Below are 18,355 nucleotides of genomic sequence, written 5' to 3'. Positions count from 1 at the left end.
GTCACTTCAGGTTTTTCCCCATACGAATCAGATGTTGCCGCTGCAGGCGCAGCAAATCGCGCACGGACAATAACGGGTACGGCAGGCCGTGTTCGCGCGCCACCTCCGCGATAATGGCGCTCAGCGCCGGAAAATGGCGATGGCTCCAGTCAGGGAAGAGATGATGCGTCAGGTGCAGGTTTAAACCGCCGAGCCAGTACCCTATCTGGCGTGGCCGCGTACGCCAGTCAAACGTGGTGGCAAACGCATGGTGATAAGGGCTGTTCGGCATGACGTTATCTTCCGGCGTCGGATAAAAATGCCCTTTTGCCCAGTGCGTACCGATAAGCAGCGAGACAAACATCCCTGAAACCAGCATCTGGCTTACCAAATAGACCGCGAGAACAGCAGGCCAGGAGCGCGTCCCGGCAAGGGCCAGCGCCGGTATTCCCAGCGCCAGCATAAAATGCCCGATTTTTAGCAGCAGAAAGAGCGCAACGCCTCTTGCGCCCGGATGGGGTAAATGGCGCGTGAAGGGCGTGTTTCCCAGTCGGTCACGCCAGTCCATCCACCAGCCATACCAGGGAAAGGTCAGCGCCGCCACCAGCGGCCAGTAGAGATATTGCGCGCGCATAAAGGGCTTCCAGCGCTGGAACGGCGTCTGGCAGAGAACGCCATTTTCATCGATATCCGGATCGTAGTCCTGAATATTGGTGTACGGGTGATGAAACTGCACGTGGCGGACCTGCCAGCTGTCGGCATCCAGGCCCAGCGGAAGACTGATCGCACGCCCGAGCCAGGCGTTCGCCGCGCCGGTGCGGCAGAATGCGTTGTGGCTGGCATCGTGCAGCACGTTCACCACCAGCAGCATGGCGAAAAAGATAAAGCCAAAATACCAGAGCGCGAAGCCCATCGCTGCCGATGCCGTCAGGCTCAGCAGATAACAGGCCGCGCAACAGAGCGCGAGAAAAGCGAGCTTCGCCCACATGCCTTTGTCGGCAAAGCGATGCTCCTGCTGCGTCGTCAGATAATGCCGACAGGCCGTGCGAAACGCTTTATGCAGCGCCGGATCGTGGCGTTCCACACGTAACGGCGGCAGGTTACGCTTCATGCGGGTGCCCCATCTGTGTCAAAAATGCCCGCTGCGCGGCGCGCAGTTCGCGATAGCTGATGCAGCGGTACGGCAGGTTATGTTCCTGGGCCAGCCGCGCTACGATCCGCGCGAGCGCCGGGTAATGGCGATGGTGCCAGCCTGGAAACAGATGGTGCGTCAGGTGATAATTCAGCCCGCCGGTAAAGGCCTCCTGCCAGCGCCGGGGCGTGAGCCAGTCGCAGGCGGTGGTGAAATTATGGTGATACCAGCCATGCGTCATCTGTTGGCTTTCGCCTTCCGGCGCCTGATAAAACGTCGTCCCGGCCCAGTGCGTGCCCAGCAATAAAAACACCACCAGCAGCGAGGCGCACATCTGGATCAGCAGATAAATACCCGCCACCATCCACAGGTTATGGCCCGCCATGATCGGCACGCCCAGCATCAGCGTCAGATGCGCTATTTTGCTGAAAATAAAAGCTCCCCACCCTCTCACGCCAGGCAGCAGGCGCTCCGCCTGCAGCGGCGTGCGGCCCAGCCTGTCGGCCCAGTCAAACACGATGCCTATCCAGCTCAGGGATAACGCCGCCACCAGCGGCCAGTAAAGATGCTGAAAGCGCATCCAGCCGCGCCAGCGCTGAAACGGCGTCTGGCGTAAAATCCCGTTCTCTTCGGTATCCAGATCGTAGTGTTCAATATTCGCGTAGCGATGATGAAAACTGACGTGACGGGCGCGCCAGTAGACGGGCTCAATACCGGTTGAGATAGTCACCGCGCGGCTGATAAACGCATTCCAGAAACGGCTGCGGGTAAAGGTCTGGTGAGAGGCGTCATGGTTAACGTCAATATTCAGCCACATCATCAGCATGGCAAAGGCCGCATACCCCGCCATAAATACCACCGGCTGCGACGCCGCCAGCGCCTGGATATAACACGCCACGCTTGCCAGCAGGATCAGGGCCGCCTTGACGCGCGCCCGCCGGTCGGCGAAACGATGGTCGCCGCGGCGGCGGAGATAACCATACGCCTCCCGGTGCAGCGCCCGGTGAAATGCGCCCTCTTCTGCCGGGCTGAAGCGCAGCGGAGCGAGCGTGTTAGCCATGGCCCAGCGCCCTCGTCTTCACGACAGGCATGACCAGGACTATCAAACCGTGCAGCGCCAGCGCGGGCAGGCTGACCTGCCAGATAAGCGCCTGCCAGCCAAAAACCGACAGACACAGCAGCGGCATCAGGCTGGTCACGACCGCCCAGCCGAGGCGACTGGCGCGATGCCCGTCGCTCATCAGTCCCATCATGACTGATGCGGCCACCAGCAGTAAAAACAGCGTGATTTGCTCCCCGCCGATATCGTCATAGCCATACCCGTAACGTTGTATGTAGCCGATAACCGGGATAAACAGCAGCAGCGTACCGCTCACCATTATCAGCGGCGCGGGGCTCGGTCTGGCGGGAGACGGCTGCGGACGAAAACCAAGCAGGCGGGCGAACGGCGCGTTGCTCTCCCGCAGCGGATTGGCAGAGGCGCTATAGCCTTTTACGCCGTACTGATGCTCATCCCGCGCGGGCGGCGTCTGGCTAAACGATCCGAAAAGCTTATCCCAGACGATCAATGTACCGCCGTAGTTACTGTCGGAGAAACGCCGCTCGCGCAGGTGGTGAACACGGTGATGGGACGGCGTCACCAGCAGCCGCTCCAGAATGCCGAGCCGTCCGGTAAAGGCGTTGTGGTTAAAAAACTGAATACTGTAGTGAATGACGGAGACTGCAAGAAACACCGACAGCGGCACGCCCGCCACCGCCAGCAGCATAAAAAAGGGCACCGAGGTCAACGACGAATACCAGGAATTGCGCACGCCAAGCGAGAGGTTATAGTGCTCGCCGTGGTGATGCACGCTGTGTACCGCCCAGAGCAGCGGCCATTGATGATGCAGCCGGTGCAGCCAGTAGAACCCAAAATCCCAGGCGATAAAGGCGAATACCCACACCGCCACGGCAGGCAGCGACTGGAACAGATCGAGACTCGCCGTGCGGGACACCAGGCTGTAGCACAGCACTTCCAGCCCGCGAAACAGCCACAGCATCATCTGGCCTGAGTTGACGTTAAACACCACATCGCGCCAGTTAACCGCCGCGTTGCCGCGCCACTTAAGCAGCAAGGCCTCTCCGAAAACCAGCCCCAGCATCACTACGATGGGCAGCGTTAACTCATTCATGATTCAATTCCTTTTGTATCATCCGGTAAGACAGCATTTTACGCGCCAGCATGCCTGCCAGCAGCGTGAGGGCGACGCCCCCGACGAGATCGATAAACAGGTGTCGCCGCAGTTGTAAAATCGAGACGCTGATCGCCGCGCCCCAGAGCACGGCGGTGAGCGTGTAGCGCCACTGCCCGCGTTGGCTGATGCCCCAGACCATTAACAGGGTGAGCGCCATATGGAGCGACGGGAAACAGTTTTGCGGCGAATCCACCGCCAGCAAAAGACGCAGCGCCTCGACGCTGATCCCCTCGCCGCTGACCGCGGGGTACGCCATCGTCGTCGGCCAGGCCAGATAGATAACCCCGGCGCACAGCGCGGCCAGCTGGGTCGCGCGCATCAGCCATTTCACCTGCGACAGCGGCGTCAGCCAGTAGCCTGCGGGAACGAGCAGGAAAAACGACATATAGAGCCAGATGGCCGACGGTGAGAAGTCTGTCAGCGAATCGAACCACAGCGGCGGCAGTTTATGCCCGGCACGCTGAAGCAGGTCGGTCGTGGAATAGACCACGCCGACGCTTCCCCACCCCAGCAGCAGCGCTCTCAGGCGATAACTCGCTTCCTTCATGCGGTCTCCCTCATGCGCACAATGCGCCGACGCTTGGCCCCGGCGGCAGCCGCGGGGATCTGTGTTAAATGCGTCCAGCGAATGTCGCCGCACGCCACGCCCTGTTGTTCAAAAAGCGCCATTAGCGCGGCCTGCGCCTGCGCGCGCTGCGCGTCGTCAGCCTCAACGATGAGCGTCAGGCTCTCCGCGCCGTGCTGGATCAGCCGGTAATCCGCCGTGAGCGGCAGAACGCGCGCCAGCGCCCGGTTGCAGAGATCGCCGAAGATGGCGCGCTCGCCGCCCTGGCCATCCGGCAGCAGGAGCTGATCGTCCTGTCGCCCTTCAATATGCGCCAGCGCAAGCGACGGATCGCCGCAGGCGCAGGGCGTGTCGCGCACCGCCAGCACATCATCCAGCCGGTAACGCACGATGGGCTGCGTGGTACGGGTGAAATCGGTGATGACCGGGACAAAGCGCCGCGCATCCAGCCATTCTTTTTCAACAAAGATAAACGCCTCGTTCAGGTGCAATACCCCGTGCGCGCAGGTGGCGGCGAGGAAACCTTCGGTCGCCTGATAGACTTCGCCGACGTCAGGAAAGACCTGCGCCAGCAGCGCGCGATCCTGCGCGTCGAGCACCTCCGCCACCGATATCACCTTCTTCGGCGCTATCTTCAGCTCGCCTGCCTGTACAGCCAGCGCCAGCGCGCGCAACACCTGCGCAGGCGCAACGACTATCGACGGCGATTCGGCTGCAAGCCGCGCCAGTAAGGTGTCGAAGGGCTGAAAGAGATCGTAAAAACCAAGACTCAACCAGCGGCTGTTCACGCTCTGGTAGAGGTTATTATCCGCGCGTAAAAAGAGCGCCACCCGCTCGCCGGCGAACAGACCGTCAGGCAGCATCTTCGCGAGCATCGCTCCGGCCCACAGCGCCTGCTCCTGCGGGCTGACGGCAAAAATCCCGCGCCGCCCTGATGTACCGCTCGACAGCCCCACGCTGTAGCGCCCGACCGTCGGCGTAAAGTTTCGGTCATTTTCACTCTGTAGCGCGCACGCCATGACTTCATCGGCTTTCAGGCCGCCGGTGTTCATCTCATCGAAATGCGCCATCATCCGCGCTTTGTCCATGGTCGGCCATTCGCTGAACGACAGCGTGCTGTAGCGCCTGAACCACGGGCTTTTCGCCAGCACGCGCGCCGCAAACCGCCCGAGCTGTTTTTGCTGGTAGCGTTCAAGCGCCGCGCGGCTGTGAAAACGCAGACGCCGCACACGGAAATAGTGCCAGAGCATGGCAAGCTTATTCACAAATCGCCCTCGTGCGCGAGACGGATCTCCGCGCCGCCATCGCGCCAGAGCTGATGCAGTAAATCGAGCGTGCGCGAGGCGGCCGCCGGATCGGCAATCACCAGATTCGCCAGCCGCGACGGGCCGCGCAGTTCGCGATAGCTGACCGGCGACCAGGCCGCGTCGGCGGCGAGCAGCACCCAGCCGTTATCCGTCAGCACAAACGCGCCGATATGCCCGGCGGCGTGTCCCGGCAGCGGCACCAGCAACACCTCGCCGTGACTACCAGGCAGTAAAAAGCCGGTGTCGAATGGCGCGAGCGCGGCGGGCAGCGCCACGCGCTCAAAGCGCTCAATAAAGCTGACTGCGCTTTCGAAATTCTCAGGTATCAGCCCCGGCACGAACGCCTGGCGCAACGCGGCGAACCCGCGCAGCGTGCGGGTCTGCGTCCAGCCCTCTCCGGAGCAGATAAAACGGTTGTCAGCGAAATCGCGCAGCCCGGCAATATGATCGGCGTGAAAGTGCGACAGGATCAGCGCGTCAATGTCATCAGGGCGATAGCCTTTCTCCGCAAGCTGACGCACCAGCGACTGTTCCGGCGAAAAGTAAACCGGCGTGACGCGACGGTAGAGTTGATAGATCCCGCGGCGGGTGTAGTCGTCAAACCACGAGGCGTAGCCGGTATCCCACAGCCAGCGTTTGCCGCCCGCTTCGATAAGGCTCGCCCGGGCCAGAAATTTGCAGACTTTCCATGCCGCGCCCTTCAGCGCGATACAGCCTAAATGGGTGCAGTAGCCGGTTTCAAATGTCGTGATCGTCGCCATTCAGCCTCTCCTTTCGCGCAGCCAGGCGCCGGTAAGCCGCACGCCTTCCGCCAGCGAGATCGGCGGGCGATAGCCGAGCCGGGTTATCGCCTTCTCCTGGCTTAACGTCATATCAAAGCTGACGGTGCCCGCGCTGTAGCGCGTCAGGCGCGGTTCAGCGCCGGTGAGATGTCCGTGGATTTCCATGCCCTGCGCCACAACCGCGAGCAGCGGCCAGGGCACCGACTGTACCCGATACTGCAACTGAAGCTCGTCGCCGAGCAGGCTGTCGAGCATCTCCACCAGCCGCTGCGGCTGGTGGTTGGTAATATTGAACGCCTCGCCGGAGACCAGCCCCGGCTGCCCGGTGGCAAGGCGCATCGCATGCACCACGTTGCCCACCCAGGTTAAATCCAGCAGCGCCTCGCCGCCGCGCGGCAGACGCAGCACGCCGCGGTCGGCCTCAAGCTGGCGCAGCAGGCGTGGAATAATGACGCGATCGTGCGCGCCGAACAGCCCGCGCGGGCGCAGAATAATAAATGTGACATGCGTAAATCGCCTGGCCGCCGTCTGAATCACCTGTTCGGCCGCATATTTACTGCTGGCGTAGTGGCAGGCGAAACGGACGGCCCGGTACTGTTCATCGACATCATGATGATGTTGAAAATCGAAATAGATAGCGGGCGTGGAGATATGAATAAAGCGCGTGACGCCCGCCCGCGCGGCGGCGTGGGCCAGCCTTTCGGTCGCCGCGACATTCACCGCGTGAAACGCCTGCGCGCGGCCCCACGGCGACGACTTTGCCGCGCAGTGCCATACCACATCACAGCCCTGCATCAGCGCGTCGCAGCGGGCATCGTCGGCCTGCGCAAGCTCCAGCGGCACGAAGTGCGCGCCGAGCGCGGTCAGTTCGGCCCCGGCCTTTTCGTCACGCCCGGTCGCGCGCACGTCACACCCTTGCGCCAGCAGCGCCTCGACCGCATTACGCCCAAGCCCGCTAGTCGCGCCCGTCACCAGATATTTCATGGCAGCAGCACCATACCGGCGAGCGTTAACCCGGCGGCCGTGCCGACCAGCATCAACGGCTCGCCCGGTTTCACGCGCCCGGTGATGAACGCCTCGTGAAGCGCGGTGGGAATCGAGGCCGCGACCTGGTTGCCGTGCAGGCGGTAGATATCCACTAACACCTCCGGCTTCACCTTCAGCCGTTTGCGCATATGCTCAAGCGACAGATGGCTCGCCTGGTGCGGCACCACGGTGGCGATGTCATCAAGCGTTAGCCCGGCGGCATCAAGCAGCCGCTGCCAGAACCCGTCAACCAGCGACGAGGCCTGGCGGAACAGCGCCTTGCCCTGCATATGAAACAGAAAGTCGCTTTCCTCCATGCCGGCGCGGGGGTTTTTCCTCGTGCCGCCTGCGCGGATCTCGCACAATTCGCTGCCCTGCGGGTAGGTTTCCGCTTTCATGGCCAGGATCCCCGCGCGCGCATCGCCCGCCTCGACAATCGCGCAGGCCGCGCCGTCGCCGAAAATCAGCGACGACTCTTCATGCTCCCAGTCAATGCCGCGCGAGGCGATATCGGCTGAAACAATGGCGATACGTCGATAGCTGCCGCTCGTTAACAGCGCCGAGGCCACCTGCATGGCGCTGATAAAGCTCACGCAACTGCTGTTGATGTCGAACCCCGCCGTACCGGCCGGTAAGCCCGCGGCTTTCATGATGTGTACCGCCGAACAGGGCAGCGCCTGGACGGCGATGGCCGAGGCGGAGATCAGCAGATCGATGGAGGCCGGATTAATCGCGTGACGACGGCAGGCGTCGTGCAGCGCGGCGGCGGCGAGCGCGGCCTGACTGTCGTCGTTCGCGGCATGGTAGCGGTGCAGAATGCCTGAGCGGCGCTCGACGTATCCCTCCCGCTTGCCGAGGCGGCGATCCAGTTCGGCGGACGTAATAAGGTGTTCAGGCAGCGCCTTGCCGGTCGCGATGAGATGCAGCCGTGAGGCTGGCGGGGAGTGAGGTGTAAAGTCCATGAAGCGCTGTCCCTAAGCTAAACGTCCCCGCCAGGCAGGGACGTAAACGGAAGTGATGTCTGGCGTTGTTATGCGTGGTGCGCACGATAACACGTCAGCAGGGACAAAAAAATTCTCGCTACCTTTTCCAGGAGTCGAACGCTTATTCCTCTTCGTCCTCGTCTTCAAAGCGCGCGACGATGCGATCGCCTGTATGGGTGGCGCGGATCTCCTGCGCGACCTGTGTAATGGCCTCGCCGCTGCTCATGCCCTGCGACATCAGCTCCTGAATACGTTCGACCGCTTGCTGTTGTTGTTCATGGGTGAGAGAAGGTAAACCTGCAAACATCGCTGACTCCTGTTACATTGATGAGTTCAATTATTTCACGCCGCGCGCGCAGGCGCCAGACGCCCCGCGCCGTTGTTAGCTGTCGTCCTGATGAATACGAACCTGACTCCTGAACTGATCTCCCTGCCCTGGCGCGCCGATGCGCTGCAACAGACCTTTTCTGCGCTACAACATCTGCCCTGGGCGATGTTGCTGCACTCGGGTTTTGCCGAGCACGCCCATAACCGTTTCGACATTCTGGTGGCCGACCCGCGCGTCACGCTGACCACGCGGGGGGCGCTCACTATGACGCAAGACGCAGAGGGTTGCCAGCACAGTGAAGACGATCCGCTGCGTCTGCTGCACGCGGCGCTGGCGCGTTTTCCGTTTACACCCGCGCCAGCGGACGATTTCCCGTTTCAGGGCGGCGCGCTCGGGCTGTTCGGCTACGATCTCGGGCGACGCTTCGAGCGGCTGCCCGCCAAGGCCAGCGCCGATCTCAACGCGCCGGACATGGCGGTCGGCATTTATGACTGGGCGCTGATTGCCGATCATCACCGCGAGCGGCTGACGCTGCTCTGCTATGGCGACGCCAACGCGCGCCTCGCCTGGCTTGAAGCCCAGCAGCCTGTTAACACCGCGCCGTTTCGCTTAACCACGCCCTGGCGCTCGAACATGACGCGCGAAGAATATGGCGAGAAATTCCGCCAGGTGCAGGCGTATCTGCGAAGCGGCGACTGCTACCAGGTCAATCTCGCGCAGCGTTTTCGCGCGCAATACGAGGGCAGCGAATGGGAAGCGTTTTTAACGCTCAATGCCGCTAACCGCGCCCCGTTCAGCGCCTTTCTGCGCCTGCCGGATCAGGCGATTTTAAGCCTGTCGCCGGAGCGGTTTATTCGTCTGCATGACGGCGCGATTGAAACGCGCCCGATCAAAGGCACGCTGCCGCGTCTGGCCGACCCGGCTGAAGACGCCCGTCAGGCCGCGCGGCTGGCGCACTCGCCTAAAGATCGCGCCGAGAACCTGATGATTGTCGATCTGCTGCGTAACGATATTGGCCGCGTGGCGACGCCTGGCAGCGTGAAAGTGCCGGAGCTGTTTGTGGTCGAGCCGTTCCCGGCGGTGCATCATCTGGTCAGCACTATTACCGCGACGCTGCCGCCGCAACTACACGCGACCGATCTGCTGCGCGCGAGTTTCCCCGGCGGCTCTATCACCGGCGCGCCCAAGGTGCGGGCGATGGAAATTATCGAAGAGCTGGAGCCGCAACGGCGCAACGCCTGGTGCGGCAGCATCGGTTATCTCAGCTTCTGCGGCGCGATGGACACCAGTATTACCATCCGCACGCTGACCGCCGACGGCGGCGCGCTCTGTTGCTCTGCGGGCGGCGGCATCGTGGCGGACAGCGAGGAAGCGGCGGAATATCAGGAAACTTTTGATAAAGTTAACCGTATCCTGCACGCATTAGAGAGGTAACGATGGAGAATAATCCGCTGACGCTCGACCGGTTTTTATCGCGTTTCCAGCTCCTGCGCCCGCAGATGAGCCGCTCCAGTCTGAATCAGCGCCAGGCCGCGGTGCTGGTGCCGGTGGTGCGCCGCCCGGAACCGGGCCTGCTGCTGACGCAGCGCGCCGCCACGCTTCGCAAACACGCGGGCCAGGTGGCATTCCCCGGCGGGGCCGTGGATGCCACCGATGCGTCGCTGATTGCGGCGGCGCTGCGCGAAGCCCAGGAAGAAGTGGCCATCCCGCCCGAGGCGGTAGAGGTTATCGGCGTGCTGCCGCCGGTCGACAGCGTGACCGGGTTTCAGGTGACGCCCGTGGTGGGCATTATCCCGCCGGATCTACCTTATCACGCCAGCGAAGATGAAGTGGCGGCGGTCTTTGAGATGCCGCTCGCCGAGGCGTTACGGCTCGGTCGCTATTACCCGCTCGACATCCACCGGCGCGGCAACCATCACCGCGTGTGGCTCTCCTGGTATCAGCACTATTTTGTCTGGGGCATGACCGCAGGCATTATTCGTGAGCTGGCGCTACAAATCGGCCAGAAACCCTGACTATTATTGTGGGTGAAAAGTGCGATCCGCAGCACTTTATTAGGCGGCTTCGCCTTATTCATTAGTTTAATTCATGTGAATAGTTAACTGCGCAGCACAATAACCTTTTACACTATGCGCTGTTTTCACACCGTCATTTGCCATGCAAATGACTCTGTCAGGAGTTACCACGTGATTAGTCTATTCGACATGTTTAAGGTGGGCATTGGCCCCTCCTCTTCCCATACCGTAGGTCCGATGAAGGCCGGGAAGCAGTTCGTCGATGACCTGGTCGAAAAAGGATTATTGCAGGACGTGACCCGCGTCGCGGTGGACGTCTACGGCTCGCTCTCATTGACCGGCAAAGGCCACCACACTGATATCGCCATTATTATGGGCCTGGCGGGCAACGAACCCGCCACGGTGGATATCGACGCCATACCTGCGTTTATCCGTGATGTCGAAACCCGCGGTCGCCTGCTGCTCGCGCAGGGCGCACATGAAGTCGATTTCCCGAAAGACAACGGCATGCGTTTTCAGAGCGACAATCTGCCGCTGCATGAAAACGGCATGACCATTCACGCCTGGAGCGGCGAGAAAGAGATCTACACCAAAACCTATTATTCCATCGGCGGCGGTTTTATCGTCGACGAAGAGCATTTCGGCAAAGCCGACAGCAATGAAGTGAGCGTGCCGTATCCGTTCCACTCCGCCAAAGATTTGCTGGCGCATTGCAAAGAGACCGGCCTGTCGCTCTCCGGCCTGATGATGAAAAACGAGCTGGCCCTGCACAGCAAAAAAGAGATTGAAGACTATTTCGCCGATGTCTGGCAGACCATGCGCGCCTGTATCGATCGCGGTATGAATACCGAAGGCGTGCTGCCGGGCCCACTGCGCGTACCGCGTCGCGCCTCCGCGCTGCGCCGCCTGCTGGTTTCCAGCGACAAGCTCTCCAACGACCCGATGATCGTGGTGGACTGGGTGAATATGTTTGCGCTTGCCGTGAACGAAGAGAACGCCGCGGGCGGCCGTGTGGTCACCGCGCCGACCAACGGCGCGTGCGGTATCGTACCGGCGGTACTGGCCTACTACGATCACTTTATCGAGTCGGTCAGCCCCGATATTTACATTCGTTACTTCCTGGCGGCGGGCGCTATCGGCGCGCTGTATAAGATGAACGCGTCTATCTCCGGCGCCGAAGTGGGCTGTCAGGGCGAAGTAGGCGTCGCGTGCTCAATGGCGGCGGCGGGCCTGGCGGAACTGCTGGGCGCGAGCCCGGAGCAGGTCTGCGTGGCGGCGGAAATCGGTATGGAGCATAACCTGGGGCTGACCTGCGACCCTGTCGCGGGCCAGGTGCAGGTGCCGTGCATCGAACGTAACGCGATTGCCTCCGTGAAGGCGATCAACGCCTCGCGTATGGCGATGCGCCGCACCAGCGAGCCGCGCGTCTCGCTCGATAAAGTCATCGAGACCATGTACGAAACCGGCAAAGATATGAACGCCAAATACCGTGAAACCTCACGTGGCGGCCTGGCCATTAAGGTCCAGTGCGATTAATGCCTTAAGCGCCGCCCTCGCGGCGCTTTTTTTATCCCTGCCCGCCTTTTATTTCTCCCGTCGCGTCAACGCCCACTACACTCTTAACATTCGCCTTCATAACTCAGATGAGTCTGAGAGACCGAGCCTATGCAAAAAGCGCAGCGCATTATCCGTGCTTACCGCCGTCGGCGGTTAATCCTCTGTTTTGCCCTCGCCCTTCTGACGTTATTGCTGACGCTGGGAATACGCTATCTTGCCGACCGTAAACAGTATCAGCACGACACCACGCGCTACGCCGCCCGCGCGGTAGAAACGATTGAAGAACTCCTGGTGCCGCTCGATGCCGCCCGCGCCGCGCTGCTGCCGCTGGTGGGCATGCCGTGCCTGCAGGTGCATCGCCAGTTGCGCGAAATGGCCGCCAGCCTGCAGACGGTACGCTCCATTGCGCTGGTTAATGACGGCATCCTCTACTGCTCAAGTATTTTCGGCGAGCGCAACGTGCCGGTGCATCAGTTACAGCCCCACCTCCCCGCTCCGAAACCCCTGATGCGACTGTCGCGCGACAGCTCGCTGATTAAGGGAAGCCCGGTGCTGATCCTCTGGACGCCCTCTCTCGATAACGGCCAGTCGGGCGTATTGCAGTCGGTCAATATTGAGTTCATCGCCAGCCTTCTGCTGAACCCGGACCCGCCCGTTATCGAGCATGTGCTGTTCGACGTGGCGGGCAAACATCTGGAATATGGTCGTGGTCTGAGCGAAACGTCGCACGCGAGCGAAGGGCTGACGCAATACCAGCAGACCTCGGAGCGCTACCCGTTCTCCGTGACACTGCTGGGCCCCTCGCCGGACGCGCTGGCGCTGAAAAATCTGCCGGGCCAGTTGCCGCTTGCGGTGCTGCTGAGCCTGCTGATTGGTTATATCGCCTGGCTTGCGACCGCCCGACGCATGAGTTTCTCCTGGGAGATTAATCTCGGCATCGCTAACAATGAGTTTGAAGTCTATTGCCAGCCGCTGGTGAGCGGGAAAACCGGCGAATGCACAGGCGTGGAGCTGTTGCTGCGCTGGAACAACCCGCGTCTTGGGCCGATTGCGCCGGATGTGTTTATCCCGCTTGCCGAACAGCTCAAGCTGATTAACGCGCTGACGCGTTATGTGCTGATAAAGACCGTCGCGCAGCGCCACTATTTTCCGGCGTCTGCCGATTTTCATATCGGGGTGAATATCGCCGCCAGCCATTTTCATCAGGGGGTGATCATTGACGATCTGAAGCGCTACTGGTATCCCTCCAGCCCGGTCCAGCCGCTGTTTCTGGAACTCACCGAGCGCGACGCGTTGCCGGAAGTGGATTATCGCGTGGCCCATGATTTACGTCAGCTGGGCGTGAAACTGGCGATCGACGATTTCGGCACCGGTCAGAGCTCGCTCTCGTATCTGGAAACGCTCAGCCCGGATGTCCTCAAAATGGATAAACGCTTTACGGCCGCTATTGGCACCGACGCGGTGAACTCGACCGTCACGGACATTATTATCGCGATGGCGAGAAGGCTGAAAATCGAACTGGTGGCGGAAGGGGTGGAAACTGAAGAGCAGGCCGCGTATTTGTGCCGCCTTGGCGTGCCGGTATTGCAGGGGTATTTATTCGCGCACCCGATGCCGCTCAGCGAGCTGCCGCAGTGGCTGGAACAACGGCGCGCCCATCCGGGCACGCCGTTCTGGCGCCGGAGACTTCCGGCGCCGATGGTCTGACGGTTACTCTTCTTCGTCGTGGTGCGGCGTGTCTTTCACCACACGCACCAGATCGACGCGGTAAGGGTTAGCCTCGACGATAGTAATACGCAGCGGCGGCATCGCCAGTTCATCGCCCACGCACGGGATCTGCCCGTTGATGGCGATAACCAGCCCGGCGACCGTCGCGATATCCTCTTCGTCATTAACGAGCGACGGGAGATCCAGCGTCTGCTGCAGCGCATGGAGGTCGGTTGAGCCTTTCACCAGCCAGCCGTCGCCATCGTTGACGATTTCCGGCGTTTCGTCGGCGTCCGGGAATTCCCCGGCGATGGCCTCCAGCACGTCCAGCGGCGTCACCAGCCCTTGCACCACGCCAAACTCGTTATTAACGATAACAAAGCTGCCGCGCGCGCGACGCAGCACGCCGAGCAGGTTGATGGGGTCCAGCGTCTCCGGCACGACAATCACTGGCGTCGCCGAGGCGATTGCCGCGACGTCAACGCCCTCTTCCAGCGCCACTAACAGCTCCTTCGCACGCACCACGCCGATGATTTCATCCAGCTCGCCGCGGCACACCGGGAACAGGCTGTGCGGTGAGGACAATAACTGCTCGCGAATTTCATCCACGCTGCGGTTCGCATCCACCCAGCTGATTTCGCCGCGCGGCGTCATGATGCTGCGAAGCGAACGGGACGCCAGCGTCAGCACGCCGTTGATCATGTAACGCTCTTCTTCCGCAAACGCCTCGGCATGGACAGGCACCACGGTGTGATGCTCCGTTTCACTGACCGGCGCCGGACGGCGACGATTGCCCATCAGACGCAGAATCGCTTCCGCCGTACGCGCGCGCAGCGGCAGGTTAGACTGATGCTTCAGGAAGTTGCGACGCGCCACCTGGTTGAAGAATTCAATAATGATAGAGAAGCCAATCGCCGCGTAGAGGTAGCCTTTCGGAATATGGAAACCAAAGCCTTCCGCCACGAGACTCAGACCAATCATCAGCAGGAAGCTCAGACAGAGCACCACGACCGTTGGATGCGCGTTGACGAAGTTCGTCAGCGGCTTCGAGGCGAGCAGCATGACGCCCATCGCAATCACCACCGCAGCCATCATTACCGGCAGATGGTTCACCATGCCCACGGCGGTAATCACAGCATCCAGCGAGAAGACGGCGTCCAGTACCACAATCTGCGCCACGACAACCCAGAAGCTGGCATAGCCTTTACCGTGGCTGTCATTATGCTGACGGTTTTCCAGCCTTTCATGGAGCTCGGTCGTGGCCTTGAACAACAGGAACAGACCGCCGAACAGCATGATCAAATCACGGCCGGAGAAGCTCAGTTCCCATACGCTGAAGAGCGGACGGGTGAGCGTCACCATCCAGGAGATCAGCGACAACAGACCCAGACGCATCACCAGCGCCAGGGATAAACCAATCAAACGCGCTTTATCGCGCTGCTTCGGCGGCAGTTTATCCGCGAGAATGGCAATAAACACCAGGTTGTCGATGCCGAGGACTATCTCCAGCACCACAAGCGTTGCTAAGCCCACCCATATCGAGGGGTCCATTAAGAATTCCATAACAGGCTCCTGCACAAGGAATGACTAAACGGCACCCCAACGATGTCGGGCGCTTTGACATGATTTATCAGAGAGTTAAGGCGAAAGCCTTGTGACATGACGGCTGATGAAAGCCTGGAAAAGAAAAGACGTCGGTGACGGTCCATACGGTGGGCTGCTGCCCGCTACTCCTGTAAGTTAATCGGAAAACTACCTTAACAAAGGGTAATAGCCTTTGGCAAAGATTTACCAGAATTTGCAATCGACGTGACACAAAAAACGCGCATATTTTGAGCTTACGCCGAATGCCTTGTTTTGATGGCAAAATTACTGACCTTCATCACATACATTATTTTTTCGCGTTCTAAAATAAATCGTGCTTGGGTTTTGAAAGCTTACAAATCCTTATCTGAATCGATTCGATAAGCGAATCACTGTTAGCGGTGCCTCTAGGGGCATTGACAATAACCACGGAGGTAGCAAGTGACCATTGCTATTGTCATAGGCACGCATGGCTGGGCGGCTGAACAACTGCTCAAAACAGCAGAAATGCTGTTGGGCGAGCAGGAAAACGTAGGCTGGATCGATTTCGTCCCCGGCGAAAATGCGGAAACCTTGATCGAAAAATATAACGCACAGCTCGAAAAACTGGACACCAGCAAAGGCGTTGTCTTTCTGGTCGATACCTGGGGCGGCAGTCCGTTCAACGCGGCGAGCCGCATTGTTGTGGACAAGCCCAATTATGAAGTCGTCGCCGGGGTGAATATCCCGATGCTCGTCGAAACCTTAATGGCGCGCGATGATGACCCCTCTTTCGATGAACTGATAGCGATTGCCGTTGAGACCGGCCGCGAAGGCGTTAAGGCGCTGAAAGCCAAACCCGCTGTAAAAGCCGCTCCCGCAGCTCCTGCCCCGAAAGCGGCGGCGCCTGCCAGGCCGATGGGGCCGAACGACTATATGGTCATCGGCCTCGCCCGTATCGACGACCGTCTGATTCACGGCCAGGTCGCCACCCGCTGGACCAAAGAGACCAACGTTTCGCGCATTATCGTGGTGAGCGATGAAGTCGCCGCCGACAACGTGCGTAAAACGCTGCTCACTCAGGTGGCTCCACCAGGCGTCACCGCGCACGTGGTGGATGTCGCCAAAATGATCCGCGTTTATAACAACCCGAAATATGCGGGCGAGCGCGTAATGCTGCTGTTCACCAACCCGACCGATGTTGAGCGCGTCGTGGAAGGCGGCGTCAAAATCACCTCCGTCAATATCGGCGGGATGGCCTATCGCCAGGGCAAAACCCAGGTGAATAACGCGGTGTCTGTCGATGAGAAAGACATCGAGGCCTTTAAGAAACTCAACGCGCGCGGCATTGAGCTGGAAGTGCGTAAAGTCTCTAACGATCCCCGTTTAAAAATGATGGATTTGCTCAGCAAAGCCGCGAAATAACGGCATTGCGGGTTCACGATTACTCAGTTTTTACACGTAAGTTTGATATCACAGGAGAAGTACAATGGAGATTACCACTCTTCAGATTGTGCTGGTGTTCATCGTCGCCTGTATCGCTGGTATGGAATCGGTGCTTGATGAATTTCAGTTCCACCGCCCGCTGGTGGCCTGTACTCTGATCGGTGCAGTACTGGGGGATATGAAAACCGGCATTATCATCGGCGGTACGCTGGAAATGATAGCGCTCGGTTGGATGAACATCGGTGCTGCCGTGGCGCCTGACGCCGCGCTGGCGTCCATCATCTCGACCATTCTGGTTATCGCCGGGCATCAGAGCATCGGCGCCGGTATCGCGCTGGCGATTCCGCTGGCCGCGGCAGGCCAGGTGCTGACCATCATCGTGCGTACCATTACCGTCGGCTTCCAGCACGCGGCGGATAAGGCGGCGGAAAGCGGCAACCTCAGTGCGCTGTCCTGGATCCACGTCTCGTCCCTCTTCCTGCAGGCGATGCGTATCGCTATTCCGGCAGTCATCGTGGCGATTTCCGTCGGCACCAGCGAAGTGCAGAGCATGCTGAGCGCTATCCCGCAAGTCGTGACCGGCGGCCTTAACATCGCAGGCGGCATGATTGTGGTGGTCGGTTACGCGATGGTCATCAACATGATGCGCGCGGGCTACCTGATGCCGTTCTTCTATCTCGGCTTCGTTACCGCCGCGTTCACCAACTTCAACCTCGTGGCGCTGGGCGTCATCGGCGCCGTTATGGCGGTGCTCTATATCCAGCTGAGCCCGAAATATAACCGCTCCGCAGCGGCACCCGCGCACACTGCTGGCGCGAACGATCTTGATAACGAACTGGATTAACAGGTGAGCGACATGGTTGATATGACTAAAACAACTGGTGAGAAAAAACTGACCCCGGGCGACGTGCGCGGCGTGTTTATCCGCTCCAACCTCTTCCAGGGATCGTGGAACTTTGAACGCATGCAGGCGCTCGGCTTCTGCTTCTCGATGATACCGGCGATCCGCCGCCTCTATCCGGAAAACAACGAGGCGCGTCGTCAGGCCATTAAACGTCATCTGGAGTTTTTCAACACGCATCCGTATGTGGCGGCCCCGGTGCTCGGCGTGACGCTGGCGATGGAAGAGCAGCGCGCCAACGGCGCGGAGATCGACGACGGCGCGATTAACGGTATCAAAGTGGGCCTGATGGGGCCGCTGGCAGGCGTCGGCGACCCGATTTTCTGGGGTACGGTACGTCCGGTGTTCGCCGCGCTCGGCGCGGGTATCGCCATGAGCGGCAGCCTGCTCGGCCCGCTGCTGTTCTTCGTGCTGTTTAACCTGGTGCGCCTCGCCACGCGCTACTACGGCGTGGCTTACGGCTACCGTAAAGGCGTCGATATCGTTAAAGACATGGGCGGCGGATTCCTGCAAAAACTGACCGAGGGGGCGTCAATTCTCGGCCTGTTTGTGATGGGGGCGTTGGTTAACAAGTGGACGCATGTGAACATTCCACTGGTGGTATCACGCATCACCGACCAGAACGGCACGGAAAAAGTCACCACGGTGCAAACTATCCTTGACCAGTTGATGCCGGGCCTGGTGCCGCTGCTGCTCACCTTCGCCTGTATGTGGCTGCTGCGCAGGAAAGTGAACCCGCTGTGGATTATCGTTGGGTTCTTCGTGATTGGTATTGCCGGTTACGCGGTCGGCCTGCTCGGCCAGTAACGGTTAATGTTATGCGCCGGGGC

General features: G+C 60.3%; 17 protein-coding genes. 7 read left to right on the top strand and 10 right to left on the bottom strand.

Annotation, left to right across the window (positions count from 1 at the left end; genetic code table 11):
* Position 1 precedes the first annotated feature (1 nt).
* The 9 genes from AB8W27_RS08480 to AB8W27_RS08440 all read right to left on the bottom strand — a co-directional run bounded on the left by AB8W27_RS08480 (position 2) and on the right by AB8W27_RS08440 (position 8,315).
* On the bottom strand, positions 2–1,090 hold the full coding sequence (locus AB8W27_RS08480) for an acyl-CoA desaturase (protein ID WP_041923656.1): 1,089 nt from the start codon (positions 1,088–1,090) through the stop codon (positions 2–4).
* A complete protein-coding gene (locus tag AB8W27_RS08475) occupies positions 1,080–2,171 on the bottom strand; it encodes an acyl-CoA desaturase (RefSeq protein ID WP_015741571.1) in 1,092 nt (363 codons plus the stop codon). Before AB8W27_RS08475 ends, AB8W27_RS08480 begins: the two co-directional genes overlap by 11 nt.
* Positions 2,164–3,282, bottom strand: coding sequence for a sterol desaturase family protein (locus AB8W27_RS08470; RefSeq protein ID WP_015741572.1), 1,119 nt, complete (start codon positions 3,280–3,282; stop codon positions 2,164–2,166). Before AB8W27_RS08470 ends, AB8W27_RS08475 begins: the two co-directional genes overlap by 8 nt.
* A complete protein-coding gene (locus AB8W27_RS08465; RefSeq protein ID WP_015741573.1) occupies positions 3,275–3,892 on the bottom strand; it encodes a phosphatase PAP2 family protein in 618 nt (205 codons plus the stop codon). Before AB8W27_RS08465 ends, AB8W27_RS08470 begins: the two co-directional genes overlap by 8 nt.
* Entirely contained in the window at positions 3,889–5,175 is a 1,287-nt protein-coding gene (locus tag AB8W27_RS08460) for a F390 synthetase-related protein (RefSeq protein WP_041923657.1), read from the bottom strand. The genes AB8W27_RS08465 and AB8W27_RS08460 overlap by 4 nt, the downstream gene beginning before the upstream one ends.
* Complete coding sequence (locus tag AB8W27_RS08455; RefSeq protein ID WP_015741575.1) at positions 5,172–5,978, bottom strand: MBL fold metallo-hydrolase; 807 nt, start codon at positions 5,976–5,978, stop codon at positions 5,172–5,174. Before AB8W27_RS08455 ends, AB8W27_RS08460 begins: the two co-directional genes overlap by 4 nt.
* On the bottom strand, positions 5,979–6,983 hold the full coding sequence (locus tag AB8W27_RS08450) for an NAD(P)-dependent oxidoreductase (RefSeq protein WP_015741576.1): 1,005 nt from the start codon (positions 6,981–6,983) through the stop codon (positions 5,979–5,981). It lies immediately after the preceding gene.
* Positions 6,980–7,987: a 3-oxoacyl-[acyl-carrier-protein] synthase III C-terminal domain-containing protein gene (locus AB8W27_RS08445; RefSeq protein WP_015741577.1), complete on the bottom strand. Its 1,008-nt coding sequence runs from the start codon at positions 7,985–7,987 to the stop codon at positions 6,980–6,982. Before AB8W27_RS08445 ends, AB8W27_RS08450 begins: the two co-directional genes overlap by 4 nt.
* A gap of 142 nt (positions 7,988–8,129) precedes the next feature.
* Positions 8,130–8,315 carry a YoaH family protein gene (locus AB8W27_RS08440; protein ID WP_007762257.1) on the bottom strand — a complete coding sequence of 62 codons (186 nt, stop codon included), beginning with the start codon at positions 8,313–8,315 and terminating at the stop codon, positions 8,130–8,132.
* Between the two features lie 90 nt (positions 8,316–8,405).
* Here AB8W27_RS08440 and pabB point away from each other — a divergent pair, with 90 nt between their 5' ends.
* The 4 genes from pabB to AB8W27_RS08420 all read left to right on the top strand — a co-directional run bounded on the left by pabB (position 8,406) and on the right by AB8W27_RS08420 (position 13,615).
* On the top strand, positions 8,406–9,770 hold the full coding sequence (gene pabB / locus AB8W27_RS08435; protein WP_015741578.1) for an aminodeoxychorismate synthase component 1: 1,365 nt from the start codon (positions 8,406–8,408) through the stop codon (positions 9,768–9,770).
* A gap of 2 nt (positions 9,771–9,772) precedes the next feature.
* Positions 9,773–10,351, top strand: a complete 579-nt coding sequence (locus AB8W27_RS08430) for a CoA pyrophosphatase (RefSeq protein WP_041923658.1) — start codon at positions 9,773–9,775, stop codon at positions 10,349–10,351.
* Between the two features lie 171 nt (positions 10,352–10,522).
* On the top strand, positions 10,523–11,887 hold the full coding sequence (sdaA, locus tag AB8W27_RS08425) for an L-serine ammonia-lyase (protein ID WP_015741580.1): 1,365 nt from the start codon (positions 10,523–10,525) through the stop codon (positions 11,885–11,887).
* 129 nt (positions 11,888–12,016) lie between these two features.
* Positions 12,017–13,615, top strand: a complete 1,599-nt coding sequence (locus AB8W27_RS08420; RefSeq protein WP_041923659.1) for an EAL domain-containing protein — start codon at positions 12,017–12,019, stop codon at positions 13,613–13,615.
* 3 nt (positions 13,616–13,618) lie between these two features.
* Here AB8W27_RS08420 and yoaE read toward each other — a convergent pair whose 3' ends face one another.
* Entirely contained in the window at positions 13,619–15,178 is a 1,560-nt protein-coding gene (yoaE, locus tag AB8W27_RS08415; RefSeq protein WP_015741582.1) for a CNNM family cation transport protein YoaE, read from the bottom strand.
* Between the two features lie 462 nt (positions 15,179–15,640).
* On the opposite strand from yoaE, the gene manX reads away from it, so the two are divergent.
* The 3 genes from manX (at position 15,641) to AB8W27_RS08400 (ending at position 18,332) form a co-directional block, all read left to right on the top strand.
* Positions 15,641–16,603, top strand: a complete 963-nt coding sequence (gene manX, locus AB8W27_RS08410) for a PTS mannose transporter subunit IIAB (protein WP_015741583.1) — start codon at positions 15,641–15,643, stop codon at positions 16,601–16,603.
* Between the two features lie 64 nt (positions 16,604–16,667).
* Positions 16,668–17,468 carry a PTS mannose/fructose/sorbose transporter subunit IIC gene (locus AB8W27_RS08405; protein ID WP_015741584.1) on the top strand — a complete coding sequence of 267 codons (801 nt, stop codon included), beginning with the start codon at positions 16,668–16,670 and terminating at the stop codon, positions 17,466–17,468.
* Between the two features lie 12 nt (positions 17,469–17,480).
* The gene (locus AB8W27_RS08400) at positions 17,481–18,332 is read left to right on the top strand and encodes a PTS mannose transporter subunit IID (protein ID WP_007762290.1); all 852 of its coding nucleotides are present in this window, start codon (positions 17,481–17,483) and stop codon (positions 18,330–18,332) included.
* Positions 18,333–18,355: the final 23 nt, after the last annotated feature.

Origin of the sequence: Cronobacter turicensis (assembly GCF_041222865.1) — a bacterium.
GTDB classification, from domain to species: Bacteria; Pseudomonadota; Gammaproteobacteria; order Enterobacterales; family Enterobacteriaceae; genus Cronobacter; species Cronobacter turicensis.
Note: the sequence above shows the minus strand (reverse complement) of the source record. Positions and strands in the feature narration are given on the sequence as shown.